The 16,619-nt window shown below is 66.7% G+C and carries 12 protein-coding genes; 6 read left to right on the top strand and 6 right to left on the bottom strand.

Going from position 1 to position 16,619, the window contains the following annotated elements:
* The first annotated feature begins 171 nt into the window (after positions 1 to 171).
* Positions 172 to 1,413 carry an acyltransferase family protein gene (locus tag ACYOEI_RS06530; RefSeq protein WP_462848554.1) on the top strand — a complete coding sequence of 414 codons (1,242 nt, stop codon included), beginning with the start codon at positions 172 to 174 and terminating at the stop codon, positions 1,411 to 1,413.
* Between the two features lie 25 nt (positions 1,414 to 1,438).
* Here the strand turns inward: ACYOEI_RS06530 and ACYOEI_RS06525 are convergent, their stop codons facing one another.
* Together ACYOEI_RS06525 and ACYOEI_RS06520 are read right to left on the bottom strand one after the other, a co-directional pair.
* Entirely contained in the window at positions 1,439 to 1,894 is a 456-nt protein-coding gene (locus ACYOEI_RS06525; protein WP_462848553.1) for a GIY-YIG nuclease family protein, read from the bottom strand.
* 29 nt (positions 1,895 to 1,923) lie between these two features.
* Positions 1,924 to 4,254 carry a transglutaminase domain-containing protein gene (locus tag ACYOEI_RS06520; RefSeq protein ID WP_462848552.1) on the bottom strand — a complete coding sequence of 777 codons (2,331 nt, stop codon included), beginning with the start codon at positions 4,252 to 4,254 and terminating at the stop codon, positions 1,924 to 1,926.
* Between the two features lie 258 nt (positions 4,255 to 4,512).
* On the opposite strand from ACYOEI_RS06520, the gene ACYOEI_RS06515 reads away from it, so the two are divergent.
* From ACYOEI_RS06515 to ACYOEI_RS06505, 3 genes are all read left to right on the top strand, one after another.
* Positions 4,513 to 6,291, top strand: a complete 1,779-nt coding sequence (locus ACYOEI_RS06515) for a DUF885 domain-containing protein (protein WP_462848551.1) — start codon at positions 4,513 to 4,515, stop codon at positions 6,289 to 6,291.
* A 231-nt stretch (positions 6,292 to 6,522) separates the two neighbouring features.
* Positions 6,523 to 7,299, top strand: coding sequence for a CvpA family protein (locus tag ACYOEI_RS06510; protein WP_462848550.1), 777 nt, complete (start codon positions 6,523 to 6,525; stop codon positions 7,297 to 7,299).
* A 76-nt stretch (positions 7,300 to 7,375) separates the two neighbouring features.
* Positions 7,376 to 9,388 carry a DUF6798 domain-containing protein gene (locus ACYOEI_RS06505; RefSeq protein WP_462848549.1) on the top strand — a complete coding sequence of 671 codons (2,013 nt, stop codon included), beginning with the start codon at positions 7,376 to 7,378 and terminating at the stop codon, positions 9,386 to 9,388.
* A gap of 19 nt (positions 9,389 to 9,407) precedes the next feature.
* Here ACYOEI_RS06505 and glyA read toward each other — a convergent pair whose 3' ends face one another.
* The 3 genes from glyA to prfB form a co-directional block, all read right to left on the bottom strand.
* A complete protein-coding gene (gene glyA / locus ACYOEI_RS06500; RefSeq protein ID WP_462848548.1) occupies positions 9,408 to 10,667 on the bottom strand; it encodes a serine hydroxymethyltransferase in 1,260 nt (419 codons plus the stop codon).
* 44 nt (positions 10,668 to 10,711) lie between these two features.
* Complete coding sequence (locus ACYOEI_RS06495) at positions 10,712 to 11,353, bottom strand: hypothetical protein (protein ID WP_462848547.1); 642 nt, start codon at positions 11,351 to 11,353, stop codon at positions 10,712 to 10,714.
* A gap of 14 nt (positions 11,354 to 11,367) precedes the next feature.
* Positions 11,368 to 12,487 (bottom strand): peptide chain release factor 2 gene (gene prfB / locus ACYOEI_RS06490; RefSeq protein ID WP_462848546.1). Its coding sequence is split into 2 segments (ribosomal slippage): positions 11,368 to 12,417 and positions 12,419 to 12,487, totalling 1,119 coding nucleotides; the frame shifts between segments, so codons are not numbered across the junction.
* Positions 12,488 to 12,642: 155 nt separating this feature from the next.
* On the opposite strand from prfB, the gene gluQRS reads away from it, so the two are divergent.
* Positions 12,643 to 13,635: a tRNA glutamyl-Q(34) synthetase GluQRS gene (gluQRS, locus tag ACYOEI_RS06485; protein WP_462848545.1), complete on the top strand. Its 993-nt coding sequence runs from the start codon at positions 12,643 to 12,645 to the stop codon at positions 13,633 to 13,635.
* A 216-nt stretch (positions 13,636 to 13,851) separates the two neighbouring features.
* Positions 13,852 to 15,213: a Gfo/Idh/MocA family protein gene (locus ACYOEI_RS06480; protein ID WP_462848544.1), complete on the top strand. Its 1,362-nt coding sequence runs from the start codon at positions 13,852 to 13,854 to the stop codon at positions 15,211 to 15,213.
* 134 nt (positions 15,214 to 15,347) lie between these two features.
* On the opposite strand, the gene ACYOEI_RS06475 is transcribed toward ACYOEI_RS06480, so the two are convergent.
* A complete protein-coding gene (locus ACYOEI_RS06475) occupies positions 15,348 to 16,547 on the bottom strand; it encodes a sialidase family protein (RefSeq protein WP_462848543.1) in 1,200 nt (399 codons plus the stop codon).
* Between the last annotated feature and the right edge of the window lie 72 nt (positions 16,548 to 16,619).

The following is a 16,619-nucleotide window of genomic DNA, read 5'->3' as shown; positions in this document are numbered from 1 at the left end:
AACGAAAGGCCAGTTCCAATCGTGCCCTCCCCGACCGAGGAGGACTAGCCTCCCCCTGCCCCGGTCGAGAAAATGGGGGCCCAGCGGCGGAGTCGAAAGAGGTCCCCGCGGGCCGGAGCGTTTCCCCACCCTCGAGGCCTGCAGAGTCGCACGACAGGTCGCAGTTCGTTTATGCAAACCACGTCCGACGCGGAGCTCCGACCCCTGGAACGCGACCCGAGATATCGGTCCCTGGATATGTGGCGGGGCGTGGCTTGCCTGATGGTGGTCCTGTACCACGCGAGTTTCTCGATCCTCTTTGATTTCCCGAGCCTCCCTGGGTTCGAGGGGTGGCTCATCTGGGGGATCGTCGCGACCCTCGGGCGGATGAACCTCGGCGTCCCGCTCTTCTTCGTGATCAGCGGCTACTGCATCGCGGCGAGCGTCGACGCGACCCGGCGCCGAGGTCGGAGCGCTCTCGGGTTCCTGGGCCGTCGGCTCTGGCGGATCTACCCGCCCTACTGGGCGGCCGTCGCCTGGTTCGTCGCCGTGACCGGGGGCCTGGACCTCCTGGGACTCGAACGATTCCACGACGAGGGCCACGCCCTCTCCCTCGACTCCCCCACGGATCTCGACGCGATCCAATGGGGCGGCAACCTGACGTTGACCGAGCAGTGGCGCCCCCTGGTCTGGCGCCCTCCCTACGGGAAGATCTTCACCCGCATCGCCTGGTCGCTTTGCTACGAGGAGCAGTTCTATTTCGTCTGCTTCGTCGTCCTCCTGATTACGCCCAAACGCTTGTACGGTGCCCTGGCCGCCGTCTCGGTCGCGGCGATCCTCACGCGAGTTCTCGCTTACGACACCGGCCGAATCCATCTGATCGACGGCGCTTTCCCCTATCTCTGGCACGAGTTCGCCGTCGGCCTCGCCGTCTACTGGCGTCTCAACGTCGCGCAGACCCCCATCGCCAAACGCGGGGTCGAAGCCGCCCTGGTCATCCTCGCCGCGATCGGCCTCCTGGGCTATTTCTTCACACCCGTCGCCAATTCGACCGCGACGTCCGCCACCTTTGGCCTCGTCCTGATCGCCCTCCGACCGTGGGACGATCGCGCCGAGCAATCGCTCTGGCTCGGCCCCTTACGCGCCTGCGGCCGGCGTTGCTACAGCGTATACCTCGTCCACCTTCCCGTCTGCACCGTCGCCTCCCTCTGGCTCTACGAGCGGGGCCTGACCGGGTTCTGGACACGAAGCCTTGTCACGATCCCCGCCGTCGTCCTGTCGGCCGTTGGGGTGAGCTGGGTCTTCAACTGGGCCGTCGAGCGGCATTTCCTGAACGCCCCGATAGTCGCTCGAGATCCAGGTCTCCAGGAGCCCCACGGCAAGTCACTCGTGGGAGAGTCCATTCCACAGGCTACGTCAAATTTGGAAAAATGAAGAAACGAAAAAAATCGAGATGCGTCTATGGGAGAGCTCGAGGTATCCCCGGATCGGCTTCCGGTGGCCGACGTTCGCCGATCCGGTAGTTGCGATAACTGCGGTTGTCCGGTGGTTGCAGCCTGGAGATGAGGAAGAACTCCAGGGCCGGAGCAAGGAAGTACCAGCCTTCCTCGAACGGGATGATGTCGGTCCATTGACGAGCGATATATCCATCATGCGACCAGATTCGTTTGTCAAACGAATTCATCGCCAGCCCCACGTACCGGAGTTGCTCGTCGGCCTCGAAGAGCAGGTAGACGCCGTATTTCGAGCCGTACTTCAGTTCGGCGCGGTGGCGGCGATAGACTTCGTCAGACCAACGGGAATCGTTGGCATGCACGAGCGTCAAGCGTGGGACGTCCTCCGCGAGATAGCCTTCGAACTCGCGCAGGAGAGGCGTGATCGTCGACCATCTCGCCGGCTGCGGTTCTTCGACCATTGAACGATCTCCACATGGAGTAATGTCCCTCAACCCGGCAAGGGGACGACGACCCGCACCGGCGCCGCGAGGCGGGGGTCGCCGCGTTCGTCGAGGCCGACGCAGTAGGTCTCGAGGTTCGGGCTCGGGGAGATCTTGAGGGACGAGCCGCCGAGGACGTCGATGGTGACGGGCTTGGCGAGGTCGACGAGGGGGGCGTCGAGCCAGAGGGCGAGCTCGGTTTGGCCGGTCGCGTCGAGGGTGATGGTGTTGTCTCGGGCCGAGGCGATGATCCGGGCGTGGTCGGCGGGTTTGGGGGCCTCGACCCAGTAGAAGTGGGTCAGGACGTTGTCGGATTGGGTCCAGACGACATGGGCGGGCCAGGGATTGCGAGGTGCGGCCTCGATCATCCGAGCGACGCGGTCGCGATCGGGGACGAGGTGGCCGACGCCTGGGAGCCAGACGAGGCCGCCGAGGTAGCCGCCGTGGCGGGCACGCCAGGACTCGAATTGATGGGCGAATTCGAGGCAGCGGTCGGCGCGGCCGTGGTCGGTGTCCTTCTCGCCGACGAGGAAGGTGAAGTGGGTGTTCCGCAGGTTCTCACCCAAGGTTTCGCCGGGGGTCGGGGCGGCGGCCGCGGAGTGGACCCAGGCGAAGCGGTCGGGGATCTTGGGGCCGATGACGAACGCGCCGTAGCCGCCGTGCGAGGCCCCCAGGGTGTAGACCCGGTCCGGGTCGACCTCGCCGAAGACGACGAACTGGCGGATCAGACGCTCGACGAGCGGGCAAATCGCGTCGTCGTAGAAGCCGTTCCAGGTGTCGTTCGGGGCGCGGAGGGCGAGGTAGATGTAGCCGCCGACCTCGGGGTGATCCTCGTAGTAGGCCTGGTACATCTTGGTCCACTGGGCGTCGTTGAACTCCTTCGGCACGCCGCCACCGCCGTGCATCGCGATGACGAGCGGCCATCCCCCCTTCGGCTTCGTCCCGACGTGCCGCCAGCGGTAGGGGCTCGAACGGTCGGCCGTCTTGACGGTCTTGGCCTCGAACTCCTTCCGGAGCGGCTCGAGCGCCGGCGAGGCCTTGTACGCCTGCCAGGCGAGGTCGCGGGCCTTCGCGTCGACAGGCACGTCGGCCAGGAGCTTCCGGGCGACGGCCTGCTTCGCGGGGTCGGTGCCGAAGCGGTCGGCCAGGAGGCTCGAGAGTTTGGCCTGGGTGTCGGCCGGGGCCGGGCTATCGAGGTCGAGGCGGACGACCGTGTCGTCGTTCGCGACGGTCACCGATCGGGCGGTCGTGCGCCCCTCGAGCCGAGCGACGACCAGGAACGACTCCCCGGCCTTCGCGGGGCTGGAGAGATGAAGGTTCACATCCGTCTGGGGCCCGAGGCTCTTGCCGGAGAGGCGGGTCGCTCCGGTCAACTCCTCGAGGGCGGTCACGTCGGCCTCGATCCGTTGGCCCCCGCGGCAGACCTCGACCATCAGCCTCGGGGACGTCGGCGCGGGGGTTTTCCCTCGCGAGTAGCGGTCGGTGACATTCTCGCCGTTCACCTTTCGGCCCTTGGCCTCATCGGCCCAGGCGAGCGGGAAGAGGTCGCCGTTGGCCCGGTAGGTGACGGCGAAGATCGCGTTCTCGGGCTTCCCCTTGATCGCCCTGGAAGCGTCGCCGACGAACCAGCCGCGATCCAGGCCGTTCTCATCCGGCTCGGCGGCGCCTGCGAAATGCCAGCCGTCGTCCCAGATCTCGACCCAGGTGTGATTGCCTCCTCGTCCCGGCCACGAGTGGATCCCGGCGAGTCGGGCCGGGATCCCCACCGAGCGGCAGGCCTCGACGAGCATGATCGAGAGCCCGGTGCAGGTCGCCATCCCCTGCGCGATCGACTGCTTCGAGCTCTGGTCAGTCCGGAGACGACGGGTGTTGTACGAGACCTTGTAATCCTTGAACAAGGCTTTATTGATCCGCTGGGCGGCCTCGCCGGGCGTTCTGGCGTCCTTTACCAAGGGGAGGTATCGCGTGTGGAATTCGCCCCTCATCGACTCGCGAGGCTCTGTGACACTCGCGTGGGGAAGGACGGCGTCGAGGAAGATCGCCTCCGGCAGGCCGGCACCCCAGGGGACTTCGCTCCTCGCCTGGTAGGCCAGGGCGACATTGGCGGCGAGTGCCTCGGGCGGCAGCGTCTCGAGGTCTTGCAAGGGGAGGTCGGCCACGAGGTAGGCCATCCCGGCTCGATGCTCCGGCTTGGTCTTCTCGAGCACCTGCACCCAATCGAGCTCTCGGGCGGGGGCTCGTCGGAGCGAGGCCTCGACCTTGGTATCCCACCAGGGCGAAGCCGAAGGCGCGTCGACGCCCACCACCGCGGTACCGAGCCAGAGCAAGATCGCGACCATGACCTCTCCCGAAATCGAAGGACGGACGAGCGGCGCCGGTCTTCGGGCCAGATGCGCCCTTCGGAGTGATCCCTCGGTGACGCACGGCGAACGTGCCGGCCGTATGAGCTTATCCATCGCCCTGGGCCGCATCAACGAGCCATTTCGTTGAGGACCCTGACGTCGGCGAGGGACAGGCCCCGAACGCTCCTGATATAATCGATGCCCGGTCGAGAGCCGCGGATGATCTGGGGACGCGAATCGAGGGGGCTAAGAGCGATGAGGCGAGGGCTTGTCCTGCTTTTCGGCGTGCTCCTGGTCTCGGGACCGAGCGGGTTCGGCTCCGAGTTCCTCGGGGGCGACGCGGCCCAAGGGCCGAAAGCCCGGCTGAAGGCGATCTTCGCCGAGTACTGGGACGACGAGCTCCGCGCCGATCCGCTCGAGGCGACGTTCGTCGGCGACCACCGCTATGACGACCGCCTGGCCGACGTCTCGGAGTCGGCCCACGAGGCCAGGATCCTCCGCGACCGCCAGCACCGCGATGTGCTTGCGGGGATCGACCCGCTGTCGCTCTCTCCGACCGAGCGCGTCGATCGCGAGGTCTTGCTGACGACGCTCGACGACAGGCTCGAGGCCGAGCGCTTTCGCAACCATCTCGTCCCGATCAGCCAGCAGGATGGGATCCACCTGAAGTTCGCCCAGAGCGTGAACTTCCACCCGGTCGCGACCGTGGGGGATCTCGAGAACTACGTCCGGCGCCTTCGCGCGTTCCCCCGGGCGATCGACCAGACGATCGCCCTGATGCGCCGAGGGATCGCCGAGAAACGGGTCCCCCCTCGGATCACGATGGCCAAGGTCATCCCTCAGCTCAAGGCCCTGGCTCCATCCAAGGTCGAGGAGAGCCCCCTCTGGGGGATTGTGGCGAAATTCCCGAAAGACTGGCCGGAGGCCGATCGTTCGAGGGCCACCGACGTGGTGAGGTCGGCGATCGAGGAGGCGGTTTCGACCGCCTACGCCCGGTTCGCGACCTTCGTCGAGTCGGAGTATCTCCCCGCCTGCCGGGAGAGCGTGGGCTTGTGGGACTCTCCCGAGGGGGATCTCCACTACGCCTATCGGGCCCGGTCGTTCACCACGACGGCGCTCACCCCCGAGGAGATCCACGCGATCGGGCTCGCCGAGATGTCGAGGACGCGGGCTGAGATGGAGGCGATCCGCAAGTCGGTCGGCTTCCCGGGGGACCTCAAGGCGTTCTTCGAGCACCTGAAGTCCGACCCGAAGTTCAAGAACACGAGCGAGGCGGGGATCATCGCCGGCTATCGCGCGATCTTCGAGGCGATCGACGCCAAGCTCCCCGAGCTGTTCGGGACGTTGCCGAGGACCGACTACGGGCTCAGGCCGATCGAAGCCTATCGGGCGAAGGCCGCCGCCGCGGGTTATTACTACCCGGCGCCCGAGGACGGTTCGAGGCCGGGGTATTTCTACGTCAACACCTCCGAGCCCACCAGCCGTTCGACGTATTCGATGCAGGCCCTGGCTTATCATGAAGGGGTGCCCGGGCACCACCTCCAGTTCAGCCTCGCGATGGAGGCTCCCGGCCGGCCGGCCTTCCGGCGCTTCGGCTACTTCCCGGCGTTTTCCGAGGGGTGGGGGCTCTACTCCGAGGGCCTCCCTCGCGAGGTCGGTCTCTACGCCGATCCGTACGCCGACTTCGGCCGGCTCGAATACAACGCCTGGCGCGCGGGGAGGCTCGTCGTGGACACGGGGCTGCACCAGAAGCATTGGTCGCGCGACCAGGCGATCGCGTATCTCGAGTCCAACACGGCCGTCTCCCGCGTCGAGATCGAGAGCGAGGTCGACCGCTACATCGCCTGGCCCGGCCAGGCATTGGCCTACAAGGTCGGCGAGCTGAAGATCCGGGAGATCCGCGGTCGGGTCGAGCAGAAGCTCGGCCCGAAGTTCGACCTCCGCGCGTTCCACGACCGACTTCTCTCGCTCGGATCCGTCCCCTTGAGTGTGCTCGAGCGGCACATGGATGCATCCGAGCCCCAACACCCGTGATCGTGTGTTAAGTTTTTCTCAAGGGGGCAGAGTCCGAATCGAGTGGGCGAACCTGCCGCCCGGCACGGCGTCTGCTCGTTTGATTCGAGGGAATCCCCGAAAGGCGCTCGAGCTCGTCGGTCGATGATTTCGACACGGGTCGTTGATTCGTGACAAGATCCGGCCGCGGCCGACGAATTGCTGATAGGCGACCTGCCGAAGGCGCGACTCGCGAGGGGAAGGGGCGAATTCATGGGACTGGATCTGGCGCTGGGCGGGCTGGTGCTGATCTCGGCCATCCGAGGCTGGTTCAAAGGCTTCACAATCCAGATGATCCGCCTCATCGGGCTGGTCGCCTGCGTCTATGCGGCCGACCCGATTCGGGACCTCACCAAGCCCCACGTCCTGCCGTATTTGCCGAAGATCATGCCGGAGCTCGTCGAGCGCGGGCTTTGGTGGATGGCCGCGGTCCTCTCGTACGTCATCCTCGTCGGCCTGGCGAGCCTGGCCGTGAAGCTCTATCGGCGAAAGCCGTTTGGCCTGGAGGAGGCGAACCGGAACGACCAGTATGGCGGGACCTTGCTCGGCATCGCCAAGGGGGTGATCTCCGCCGCGTTCGTCGTGTCCGGGATCCAGCAATACGCGCTCGAGCCGCTCCAGAAGTTTCCCTGGGCACTCGAGCAGGCCAAGATGTCGAAAGCCCTCCTCTGGAATGAGCAGTACCAGCCGGTCGCCAAGGTTTGGGATTCGCCCCCGGTGAAGCACTTCGTCGACCACATCAAGCGGATGGGCTTGGGACGGGAGCCGGAGGAGCGGCCCGCGTCCCCCGTGGGTGGGCAGACCCAGACGGCCATCCGGACGCCGAAGCTCGAGATGCGGTCCCCCTCTCACGTCCTCCCGGACTCCTGGGGAAGCGGCTCCGCCCGTTCGAAGATCCCTCGCGTCGAGATCAAGGGCCTCGACCCGTCCGTGCTCGAGGCGATCGAGGCGGTCCGGGCCGAGCTCGACAAGGCTGGCCCCTCCAACTGACGTTGACCGATCGGAGGGGCTCCGGCACACTCCCCGCGGCCACCCTTGGCCGGGCCGCAGGGAGGGATCCACCGGAATGTCGACCAACGCCTCGCCGTCCTTTGGTCTGCCCAGGGCCTTCGTCTACACCCTGGTCTTCGGGATGTTCCTCACGCTGCGCGGCTATCACAGCCGGGACGGCGACCAGGCGTATCGCCTCCCCCTGCTCCTCCACCAGCAAGATCCGTCCCTGTTCGCCGACGATCCTTTCGTCCGCGCGTTCGACACGTTCAACCCCCACCGCGGCTATCTCACCCTGCTCGACGTCGCGAGTCGGCCGTTGGGACTGTCCGCGGGCCTGGGGATTCTCTTCGCGTTGACCTTCGCCGTGACCTGCCTGGGCCTGGATCGAATGGCCCGCGCCGTCTGGCCCGAAGGCGGGCCGATGGTCGGAGTCGTCGCGGTCGTCCTCGTCCTCATCGCCAAGGCCGGGAACATCGGGACGAACCACCTCTTCGAGGCGATGCTCCTCGACCGGCTGATCGGGTTCGCGCTCGGGTGGATAGCCTTCGCCCTGGTGGTGGAACGCCCGACGCGAGGGTGGTGGGCCGCGCCTCCGTTGCTAGGGACCGCGGTTTTGATCCACCCGTCGGTGGGACTTCAACTGGCGCTCCTCCTCGGCGCGACCTGGGGCGGCTGTGCCGTGTGGAGAAAAGGCACGGACGTCGATGGGAGGTTGGCCATTCGAGCCCTGGCCGCGTTGGGCGTGGCCCTCGCCCCCGGCCTGGCCATGAATCTCTCCCAAGGCGGACACCTATTCGAAGGCTTGCCCGCGGACGAGTTCCGGCTGCTGAGCGTCGAGGTCCAAGGTCCCCAGCATCTCCTCCCCCACCTCTGGCGGCTCCCCCAGTGGCTCGCCTGGTCCTGCTTCCCGGCCCTGGCGGCCTTGGCCCTGGCCGTGTCGAAGCGTGAACATCTTGTAGGGTGGGCACCGCCCACCAGGCATTCCGAAGGTCGGTTTGCGGTGCCCACCCTACACGGACCCGAAGGAGCCCGAAGACGTCTGGCGGTGCTGCTGACCATGAACCTGCTAGGGCTCGCCGTGGCCTGGGTGGGCGTGGACGTCGTTCAGGACCTTCGGCTCACGCTCTTCCAGCCGTTCCGGATGGCGACCGTGCTGCGCGGCTTGGCACTGGTCGCACTCTCAGGACGAGTGCTCGGCCTCTGGAGGCGGGGAAGCTGGTCGGATCGTAGCCGTGCCGTCCTCCTGGCAGTTGGCCTGGCCGGCGACCGGTCGTTCGTCGTCGCCACGGCCTTCGAACTGACGATGTCTGCGCTTGAGCAGTGGTCGGCGGCGTTGACGTTCCGAGCGATGGGGGGTGGGCTGGTGCTCGCCGGTGGGCTCGCCTTCCTGGCTCGGCACGATACGGAATCGGGACACGTCCCCTTGCTCGCGGCGCTCGGTGCGCTGGCCGTCCTGGCCCTGGCATTGCGGGGACGAACCCCGACCTGGAACCGTCGACGGGTGGTTTGGGTGACGATGCTCTGTTGGGCGGTTCCGTTGGCGGCGATGGTGGCGTCGCTCTCGGGCGATCGCGATCGACCTTGGGCGCGTGCGGTCCTCGAGCGTTGCCGGTTCGCGGCAGCCCCGACCGACGACATCGAACGACTCGCGGTCTGGTGCCGCGACCACACCCCGGTCTCTGCCCGGTTCATCGGGCCGCCCGGGCCTAAAACGTTTCGGCTCTGGTCCCTGCGGAACCTCGCGTTCAACCGGGCCGGGAGCCCTTATCACGCCGCGGGCCTCGCCGACTGGTCGGCGAGGTTCCGCGACCACGTCGGGTTCGACGGGTCGTCGTCGTCCTTCGTCCGGGCCTACCAGTCCGACCGACACGGCCTCGAACGTCGCTACGACGCGATGAGCGACACAGAGCTCGCCGCCCTGGCGACCCGCCAGGGGGCCTCGTATCTCGTCACCTCGGCCGGCCACGCGTCATCGACGTCGAGTGGGCCGTTGGAGCGGATCCATGTCGAAGGCCGCTACGCGGTCTATCGCGTGCGGCCTTCTGAGGTCGTTGCCCGCGCCGAGAGTTCCTCCGCGGGGCGTTGACGTCGAGGACGATCGAGGCTCAGGACGCCCGGGCCGGGGTGACGTCGGCCGGGACCGGATAGTCACGCGCGAACTCGGCGATCTCGCCGCGGATCCGATCGGAGACGGCCGTGTTGTCCGGTTCGGCGAGGGCGGCGATGATCCAGGCGGCGACCTTGCGGATCGCGTCTTCCCGCATCCCACGGGTCGTCAATGCCGGGGTCCCCATGCGGATGCCGCTCGGGTCCAGGGGCTTCCGCTTGTCGAACGGGATCAGGTTCTTGTTCACCGTGATCCCCGCACGACCGAGGGCGGCCTCGGCGATCTTGCCGGTGAGCCCTCGCGAGGTCATGTCGATCAGGATCAGGTGATTGTCGGTGCCGCCGGAGATGAGGCGGAAGCCGGCGCGGGTCAACTCCTCGGCCAGGGTCTTCGCGTTCGCGATGACCTGGGCGGCGTACGCCTTGAACTCGGGGCGGAGCGCTTCGCCGAGGCAGACGGCCTTGCCCGCGATCACGTGCATCAGCGGGCCGCCCTGGAGCCCGGGAAAGACGGCCGAGTCGAGCTTCTTGGCCCGGTCCTGCTTGCACAGGACGATCCCGCCTCGAGGCCCGCGCAAGGTCTTATGCGTGGTCGTCGTGACGAAGTCGGCCACTCCGACCGGGCTCGGATGGAGCCCCGCCGCCACGAGGCCCGCGATGTGGGCCATGTCGACGAAGAAGACCGCGCCGACTTCGCGGGCGATCTCGGCCATGCGGTCGAACTCGATCGTCCGCGAGTAGGCGCTCGCCCCGGCCAGGAGGAGCTTCGGCTTGTGCTCGCGGGCCAGCGCCGCCACCTTGTCGTAGTCGATCCGCTCGGTCTCGGGGTCGAGCCCGTAGCTGATCGTCGGATACCAGCGGCCGGAGAAGTTCAGCTTCATCCCGTGCGTCAGGTGGCCTCCCTGGGCCAGGTCCATCGCCAGGATGGTGTCGCCGATCTCCAGGCTCGCGAAGAAGACCGCCTGGTTGGCCGAGGCCCCCGAGTGCGGCTGGACGTTCGCGTGCTCGGCCCCGAAGAGGGCCTTGGCCCGGTCGATCGCGAGGCTCTCCACCTTGTCGACGAACTCGCAGCCGCCGTAATAGCGCTTGCCGGGGAGGCCTTCGGCGTACTTGTTCGTGAGGACCGATCCGACCGCCTCCATCACCGCGGCGCTCGTGTAATTCTCCGAGGCGATCAACTCGAGCTCGTCGCGCTGGCGATGCTCCTCGGAACGTATCGCGTCGAAAATATCGGGATCATTCTCTTTGAGGATGTCCATGCTTTATCTCGGTGAATATGGGAAGACGTTCGTACGTCCGATTTTCAAGACGAGTGGGCCTGGGGCCCGGGCGTCCATCTCCAGCGATAGGCGAGGCGATGCGTGGAGTCCGTCGAGGCGACTCGAGCGAGCGCCTGGACGCGGGTCCCGCGCCTACCGGCCTCGGCCAGGGCGGTGATGCTCGGCGCGTCGGCGACGAATTCGAGGCGGCCCCGCCCCAGCGCCGATCCTCCCCACACGATCCCGGCCGGCCCGGCATCTTCGAGGTCGCCTGAGCCGAGCTGCACGAGGTAGGTCGCGGCGAGCGCCTCGACGGGCCGACGAGTGCGGTCGGCGACGTCGAACTCGAGCAGGACGGACTCCTCCTCGCGACGGGCGGTGAGGACCGCCGAGAAGTGGTGCGGCGTCGACTGGCCGGTCAGCAGGAGGCGGATCACCTCGCCAGCCTCGTGCTCGTGGATTTCCTGATAGGCGGGGCTGATGACCCGGGCCGGGTCGCCACCGCCGACGTCCCCTTCGACCGTGGAGACGAGGGCCGGGAAGAGCTCCCCCGAATGGTCGGGTAGGGCCAGGTCGTGGACCCAGCGCTCGCCGACCAGGGACAAGGTCAGGCGGAGGCCGGGGCCGAGGATCGTCCAGCGATCCCCGGCCTCCTGGAGCTCGAGACCTGGAGGAGACGTCGCCATGCGAGCCTCCCGGGTCACGATTTCTTCGTCTCGCCCTTGGCGAGCTTCATCCGCAGGTAGGCCTCGATGAAGCCGTCGAGCCCTCCGTCGAGAACCGCCCTGGGGTTGCCGACCTCGTGGTCGGTCCGCAGGTCCTTGACCAACTGGTACGGCTGGAGCACGTACGAGCGGATCTGGCTGCCGAAGCTGATTTCGCCCTTCTCGTCGTACTTCTTGGCGAAGTCGGCCTCGCGTTTCTCTTCTTCCAGGCGGATGAGCTTCGCCTTGAGCTGCGCCAGCGCGTTCGCGTCGTTCTTGTGCTGCGAACGTTCGCTCCGCGACTCGGCCGCGACCCCCGTGGGGAGGTGCGTGTAGCGGACGCCCGACTCCGTCTTGTTCTGGTGCTGGCCTCCAGGGCCCCCCGAACGGAAGACGTCGCGCTTCAGTTCATCGTCGCGGAGGACGATGTCGATCGTGTCGTCGACTTCGGGCAGCACGTCGATCGAGGCGAACGAGGTCTGCCGCCTCCCGGCCGAGTCGTAGGGGCTGATCCGGACGAGGCGGTGGACGCCGGTCTCGCCTTTCAGATACCCGTACGCATGCTCGCCCTTGATGTAGATCGTCGCGACCTGGATCCCGGCCGAGCCGCCGTCTTCACGGTCGGTGATCTGCGTCGGGAACCGCTTCGATTCGGCCCACATCAGGTACATGCGCAGGAGCATCTCGGCCCAGTCGCAGGCCTCGGTCCCGCCGGCGCCGGCGTGGATGGTCACGATGGCGTTGCAGTGGTCGTTCGGGCCGCTGAGCATCGAGCGCAGCTCGAACGCGTCGAAGTCATCCTCGGCCCGTTTGGTGGCGGTCCGGACTTCTTCGTCAAATTCGTCGCCCCCCGCCTCGTCGGCGAGCTCGATCAGTGCCTCGAGGTCGTCGGACTGTCGCCCAAGCTCCTCGAAGGGCTTGAGGACGGCGTTGAGTGTCTTCAGCTCGAGGATGATCCCCTTGGCCTTCTCCTGGTCGTTCCAGAAGCTCGGGCTGTTCATCTCATCGTCGAGCGCGGTGCGGCGAGTTTCCTTGTCGCCCAAGTCAAAGAGAGTCTCGTAAGTGGACGATCCGCTCGATCACGCTCTTTGCGGCGCGTTTCAATTCCGTATCCACGACGAAGGGCTCCCTGAGGCTGACGAGGTCGGTAAAATAGACCGCGCCACCGGAAGTGGCGCGGTCATTCAACGGACAATTAGACCCGATCGGCGGTTCGACGACCAGTCGAACCTCATCCCTTGCCAACATCCTCGTCCCTACAATCGCTCCCCGTGGGCCGACTCGCCCCGTCACCGACCGGCGGATTGCACCTCGGCCACGCGCGGACGTTCCTCCTGGCCTGGCTCGCCGCCCGGGTCGATGGAGGACGTATGATCCTCCGCGTCGAGGATCTCGACGCCATTCGGGCTCGCGCCGAGGCGCTGACCGACGCCCTCGTCGATCTCCGCTGGCTCGGGCTCGACTGGGACGAAGGCCCCGACGTCGGCGGCCCCTCGGGCCCTTATCTCCAGTCGGAACGACTCGATGCCTATGCGGATCCGCTCGACCGACTGAAGCGAGCGGAGGCCGTCTATCCCTGTACGTGCACCAGGGCCGACATCGCCCGGGCCGCCTCCGCCCCTCACGCTGAGGATGAAGGGCCCGTCTATCCCGGCACCTGCTCGGGGCGCACCGTCGTTGACGTTAGGAGTCTTGGAGATCGCCCGTTCGCCTGGAGGTTCCGCGTCCCTCGAGGGGCCGTCTTCTGGGATGACCTGGTCCGGGGCGCCTCGGCCATCGACCCTTCTGTGGTCGGCGGCGACTTCATCGTCGCCCGCTCCTCGGGACAGATCTCCTACCAGTTGGCCGTCGTCCACGACGACGCGGGCATGGGCGTCACGCAGGTCATCCGGGGCGACGATCTCGTCCCGAGTACCCCTCGCCAGATCCTCCTGTATCGTGCCCTGGACCTCCCCCTACCCCGTTTCGGGCACGTCCCGCTGGCCCTGGGGCCCGACGGCCGTCGCCTTGCCAAACGCGACGGCTCGATCAAGCTTTCGACGCTTCGTAGCGCCGGCATCGACCCTCGATACCTGGTCGGTGCCCTCGCCCAATCCTGCGGTTGGAGCGACGGTGTCATCCCGTCGACTCCTCGAGATTGGCTCGGCCGTTTCGACCTCGCACTCCTGCCGAGGGAGCCCTGGGGGGTCTCTGCCGAGTTACGGGAGGCGTTGGGCCGCTCCGGACTGCCTCCCGACGACCCTCGCCTCCTCCTGGCGGATTGACGCTCTGCGGCCGAAGTTGCCGGATCCAAAAGGCAGGGTTCGCGTCCACCGGCCTTGCGCATCGACCCGACTTCGCCAAGAGATCTCGGGAGTTGACAGGGGTGCTCGCTTGGTGTGTCCTAAGCCGATGGCGGTCGGTCGGACCGCCCGTGGAACGAGCCTTCCCCACCCCCCTGAAATCCTCAATCCGGGCCCACCCAAATGAGCGCACCTCGCGTGAACCGTCGTGATCTTTTGAAGTCGACTATCGCCTGGGCCGGAGCGATCTCGCTCGGCGGATCCCGATACGCCTCGGGCTTCATGGCGGCCGGGGACCGGCCTCGAGTCGCGGCGGTCGGGACCGGCAGCCGATGGTGCCAGAAGGCCACGGGCCTCAAGGGGGCCTACGGCACGGCGCCCGACTTCCGCAAGCTGTCCGACTACGTCGCCGTCTGCGACGCCGACGAATCCCGCCGGAATCGGGCCGCGGAGCTCGTCAAGGAGTGGTGCGGCAAGACCTCCGACGTGGTGCTCGATTATCGATCGATCATCGACCGCAAGGATGTCGATATCGTCCACATCACCACGCCCGACCACTGGCACGCCAAGGTCGCGATCGAGGCGATGAAGGCCGGCAAGGACGTCTACTGCGAGAAGCCGATGACGCTGACCATCGAGGAAGGTCGGCTCATGAGCGAGGTGACCCGCAAGACGGGTCGAATCGTCCAGATCGGCACCCAGCAGCGCAGCGAGTCGAGCTTCCTGACGGCGATCGCCCTGATCCGCGACGGGCGGATCGGCACGCTCAAGAAGGCGACCTGCGGCATCGGCGGCGCGGAGACGAGCCCCGAGATCCCCGTGGCGGATGTACCCAAGGGACTCGACTGGAATCTCTGGCTCGGGCCGGTTCCCAAGGTCGAGTTCCGTTCCCTCGCCGGCGACCACGGAGAGACCAAGAGCTGGTCGCGGTGCCACTACGAGTTCCGCTGGTGGTACGAGTACTCCGGCGGCAAGCTCACCGACTGGGGTGCCCACCACATCGACATCGCCACCTGGGCGATGGGCAAGACCGAGACCGGGCCCGAGCTGGTCGATCCGGTGATGGTCAGGCACCCCGTCGACTTCAAGGATGGCTACCCCACCGTCGATTCGCACTACAACACCGCGACGGAGTTCTTGATCAAGGCGAAATACGCCGACGGCATGGAGATCGACATCCGGCACGACGGCCCCAACGGAATCCTCTTCGAGGGGACCGAGGGGAGCCTCTTCGTGGGCCGAGGCAAGTTGACCGGCAAGCCCGTCGACGAGATGAAGACGCGCCCGTTGCCCGAAGGGGCGATCGAGAAGGTCTACAAGAATCGCCCGGTCGTCGACCACATCCGGAATTTCTTCGACTGCGTCGTCTCTCGCTCGGAGCCGATCTCCGACGTCTTCAGCCACCACCGCGCCCTGACCACCTGCCACCTCGCCGGCATCGCCGCCCGCTTCGGCCGCCCGATCCGTTGGGACCCGAAGGCCGAGACGATCCTCGACGACTCGCAGGCGCAAGGCTTCCTCACGCGTGAGCGTCGAAAAGGGTTTGAAATCGAGGTGTGAACGCTTCTATTCAATTCGAGACCCGACTTTTTCTTCGAAGTCGGGTCTCTGCCACAGTCAATGCCGATCCGCGGCCAGCCAGCACGCGGGGCACTTCCGCCCCGCGTCCGTGGGCCCTACATCGATGAGTCGCTTCAGTCCCCTTCCCGGACCCACGCCTCATTGAAGGCGGCGTGCTTGATCCCCTTCGCGACGAAGATCTCCGGCTTGCCCTTGGCGGGCGGTTGCTCGGCCGCGGTGAAGCAACTGTAGATGGCGTGGATCGTCCCGTCGTGGCCCTGGATGACGGCCGGGTAGTGGTATCGACCGGCGCGATGCGATTCGAGGTGCCGGGTCCATTTCCAGGTCTTCCCCTCGTCCTCCGAGATCGAGGCCGCCAGCTTTGATCGTTCGGTCTTCGAGTCGTTATACACCATCAGCCAGTGGCCGTTCTCGAGGCGAACGGCGTCGACGCCGCTCCCGGGATTGGGGAGTGTGGTGTCGCCGACCGTTCCCCAGGTGATCCCGTCGTCCTTCGACTCGGCGACCCGGATGCACGCACGAGGGCCGGCCTCACGCATGTAGGCGACGAGCGTGCCGTCGTCGCGCCGGAGCACGGTCGGCTGGATGTTGCCGCCGCCCGCGAGCGGCTTGCTGGCGTACCAGGATTTGCCCTTGTCGTCGCTGACGGCCATGATCGAGATCGAGAACGTGTCGGAGTAAAGAGGTAGCAGGATCCGGCCGCTGGGGAGGATCGTCGGCTTGCACCGAGGCGCCCAGCCGAGTCGCTGGTAGAGCGGGTCGTCGAGCTTGGCACGTTGCTCGGCGGGTCCCCCCTTCGCCCCTCGAGGCGGCCGGAGCTCGCGACCGTCGAGCGCCTTCAAGACCTCGTCGCGGAACGGGGCCGGCCTGAGCAAGATCACGCCCTCGCGGTCCCAGTTCGGGATCCAGGGCCTGGAGTAGTCGCTCGAGACTTTGTAATTCATCAGGCAAGACTCCCAGGAGCTTGCCAGAATCGTCGGCCAGAACAACCAGAGTCGGTCCTCTTTGTCGACCATCATCGTGGTGTTGCCGTCGGGAAAGCCGGGCCGGTCGGCCAACTCGAACGGCTCGCTCCAGGCGGAGTCGGTTTCCTTGAGCCACCTCGCGCCTTGGATCGCGCCATCGTTATTCTCGCCGGGGCCGCCGGAGTCGCTGTACCACGAGGCGAGCAGGTCGCCGTTCGGGCATTCGACGATCCCGGGCGCGTGGGTCTGCCTCTGATTGGGGGGAAAGATTTGCTCGGCCTTAAATTGCGGTGCCTCTGCGGAGGGTCCGGACAGGCCGAGAAGCAAGACCAGGAGCCATGGATACATGATAACCCCTCGAGAGTTGAACGACCCATGCAGCGGACCCGCGATCATACGACTCGATTGGGGGGATGGATA

The sequence above is a fragment of the Singulisphaera rosea genome (assembly GCF_054877945.1).
Note: the sequence above shows the minus strand (reverse complement) of the source record. Positions and strands in the feature narration are given on the sequence as shown.

What these genes read in the sequence shown, in the direction of transcription:
- ACYOEI_RS06530 (WP_462848554.1), top strand. Translation starts at nt 172, where the DNA reads ATGCAAACCACGTCCGACGCGGAGCTCCGACCCCTGGAACGCGACCCG.
- ACYOEI_RS06525 (WP_462848553.1), bottom strand. Translation starts at nt 1,894, where the DNA reads ATGGTCGAAGAACCGCAGCCGGCGAGATGGTCGACGATCACGCCTCTC.
- ACYOEI_RS06520 (WP_462848552.1), bottom strand. Translation starts at nt 4,254, where the DNA reads ATGGTCGCGATCTTGCTCTGGCTCGGTACCGCGGTGGTGGGCGTCGAC.
- ACYOEI_RS06515 (WP_462848551.1), top strand. Translation starts at nt 4,513, where the DNA reads ATGAGGCGAGGGCTTGTCCTGCTTTTCGGCGTGCTCCTGGTCTCGGGA.
- ACYOEI_RS06510 (WP_462848550.1), top strand. Translation starts at nt 6,523, where the DNA reads ATGGGACTGGATCTGGCGCTGGGCGGGCTGGTGCTGATCTCGGCCATC.
- ACYOEI_RS06505 (WP_462848549.1), top strand. Translation starts at nt 7,376, where the DNA reads ATGTCGACCAACGCCTCGCCGTCCTTTGGTCTGCCCAGGGCCTTCGTC.
- glyA (WP_462848548.1), bottom strand. Translation starts at nt 10,667, where the DNA reads ATGGACATCCTCAAAGAGAATGATCCCGATATTTTCGACGCGATACGT.
- ACYOEI_RS06495 (WP_462848547.1), bottom strand. Translation starts at nt 11,353, where the DNA reads ATGGCGACGTCTCCTCCAGGTCTCGAGCTCCAGGAGGCCGGGGATCGC.
- ACYOEI_RS06475 (WP_462848543.1), bottom strand. Translation starts at nt 16,547, where the DNA reads ATGTATCCATGGCTCCTGGTCTTGCTTCTCGGCCTGTCCGGACCCTCC.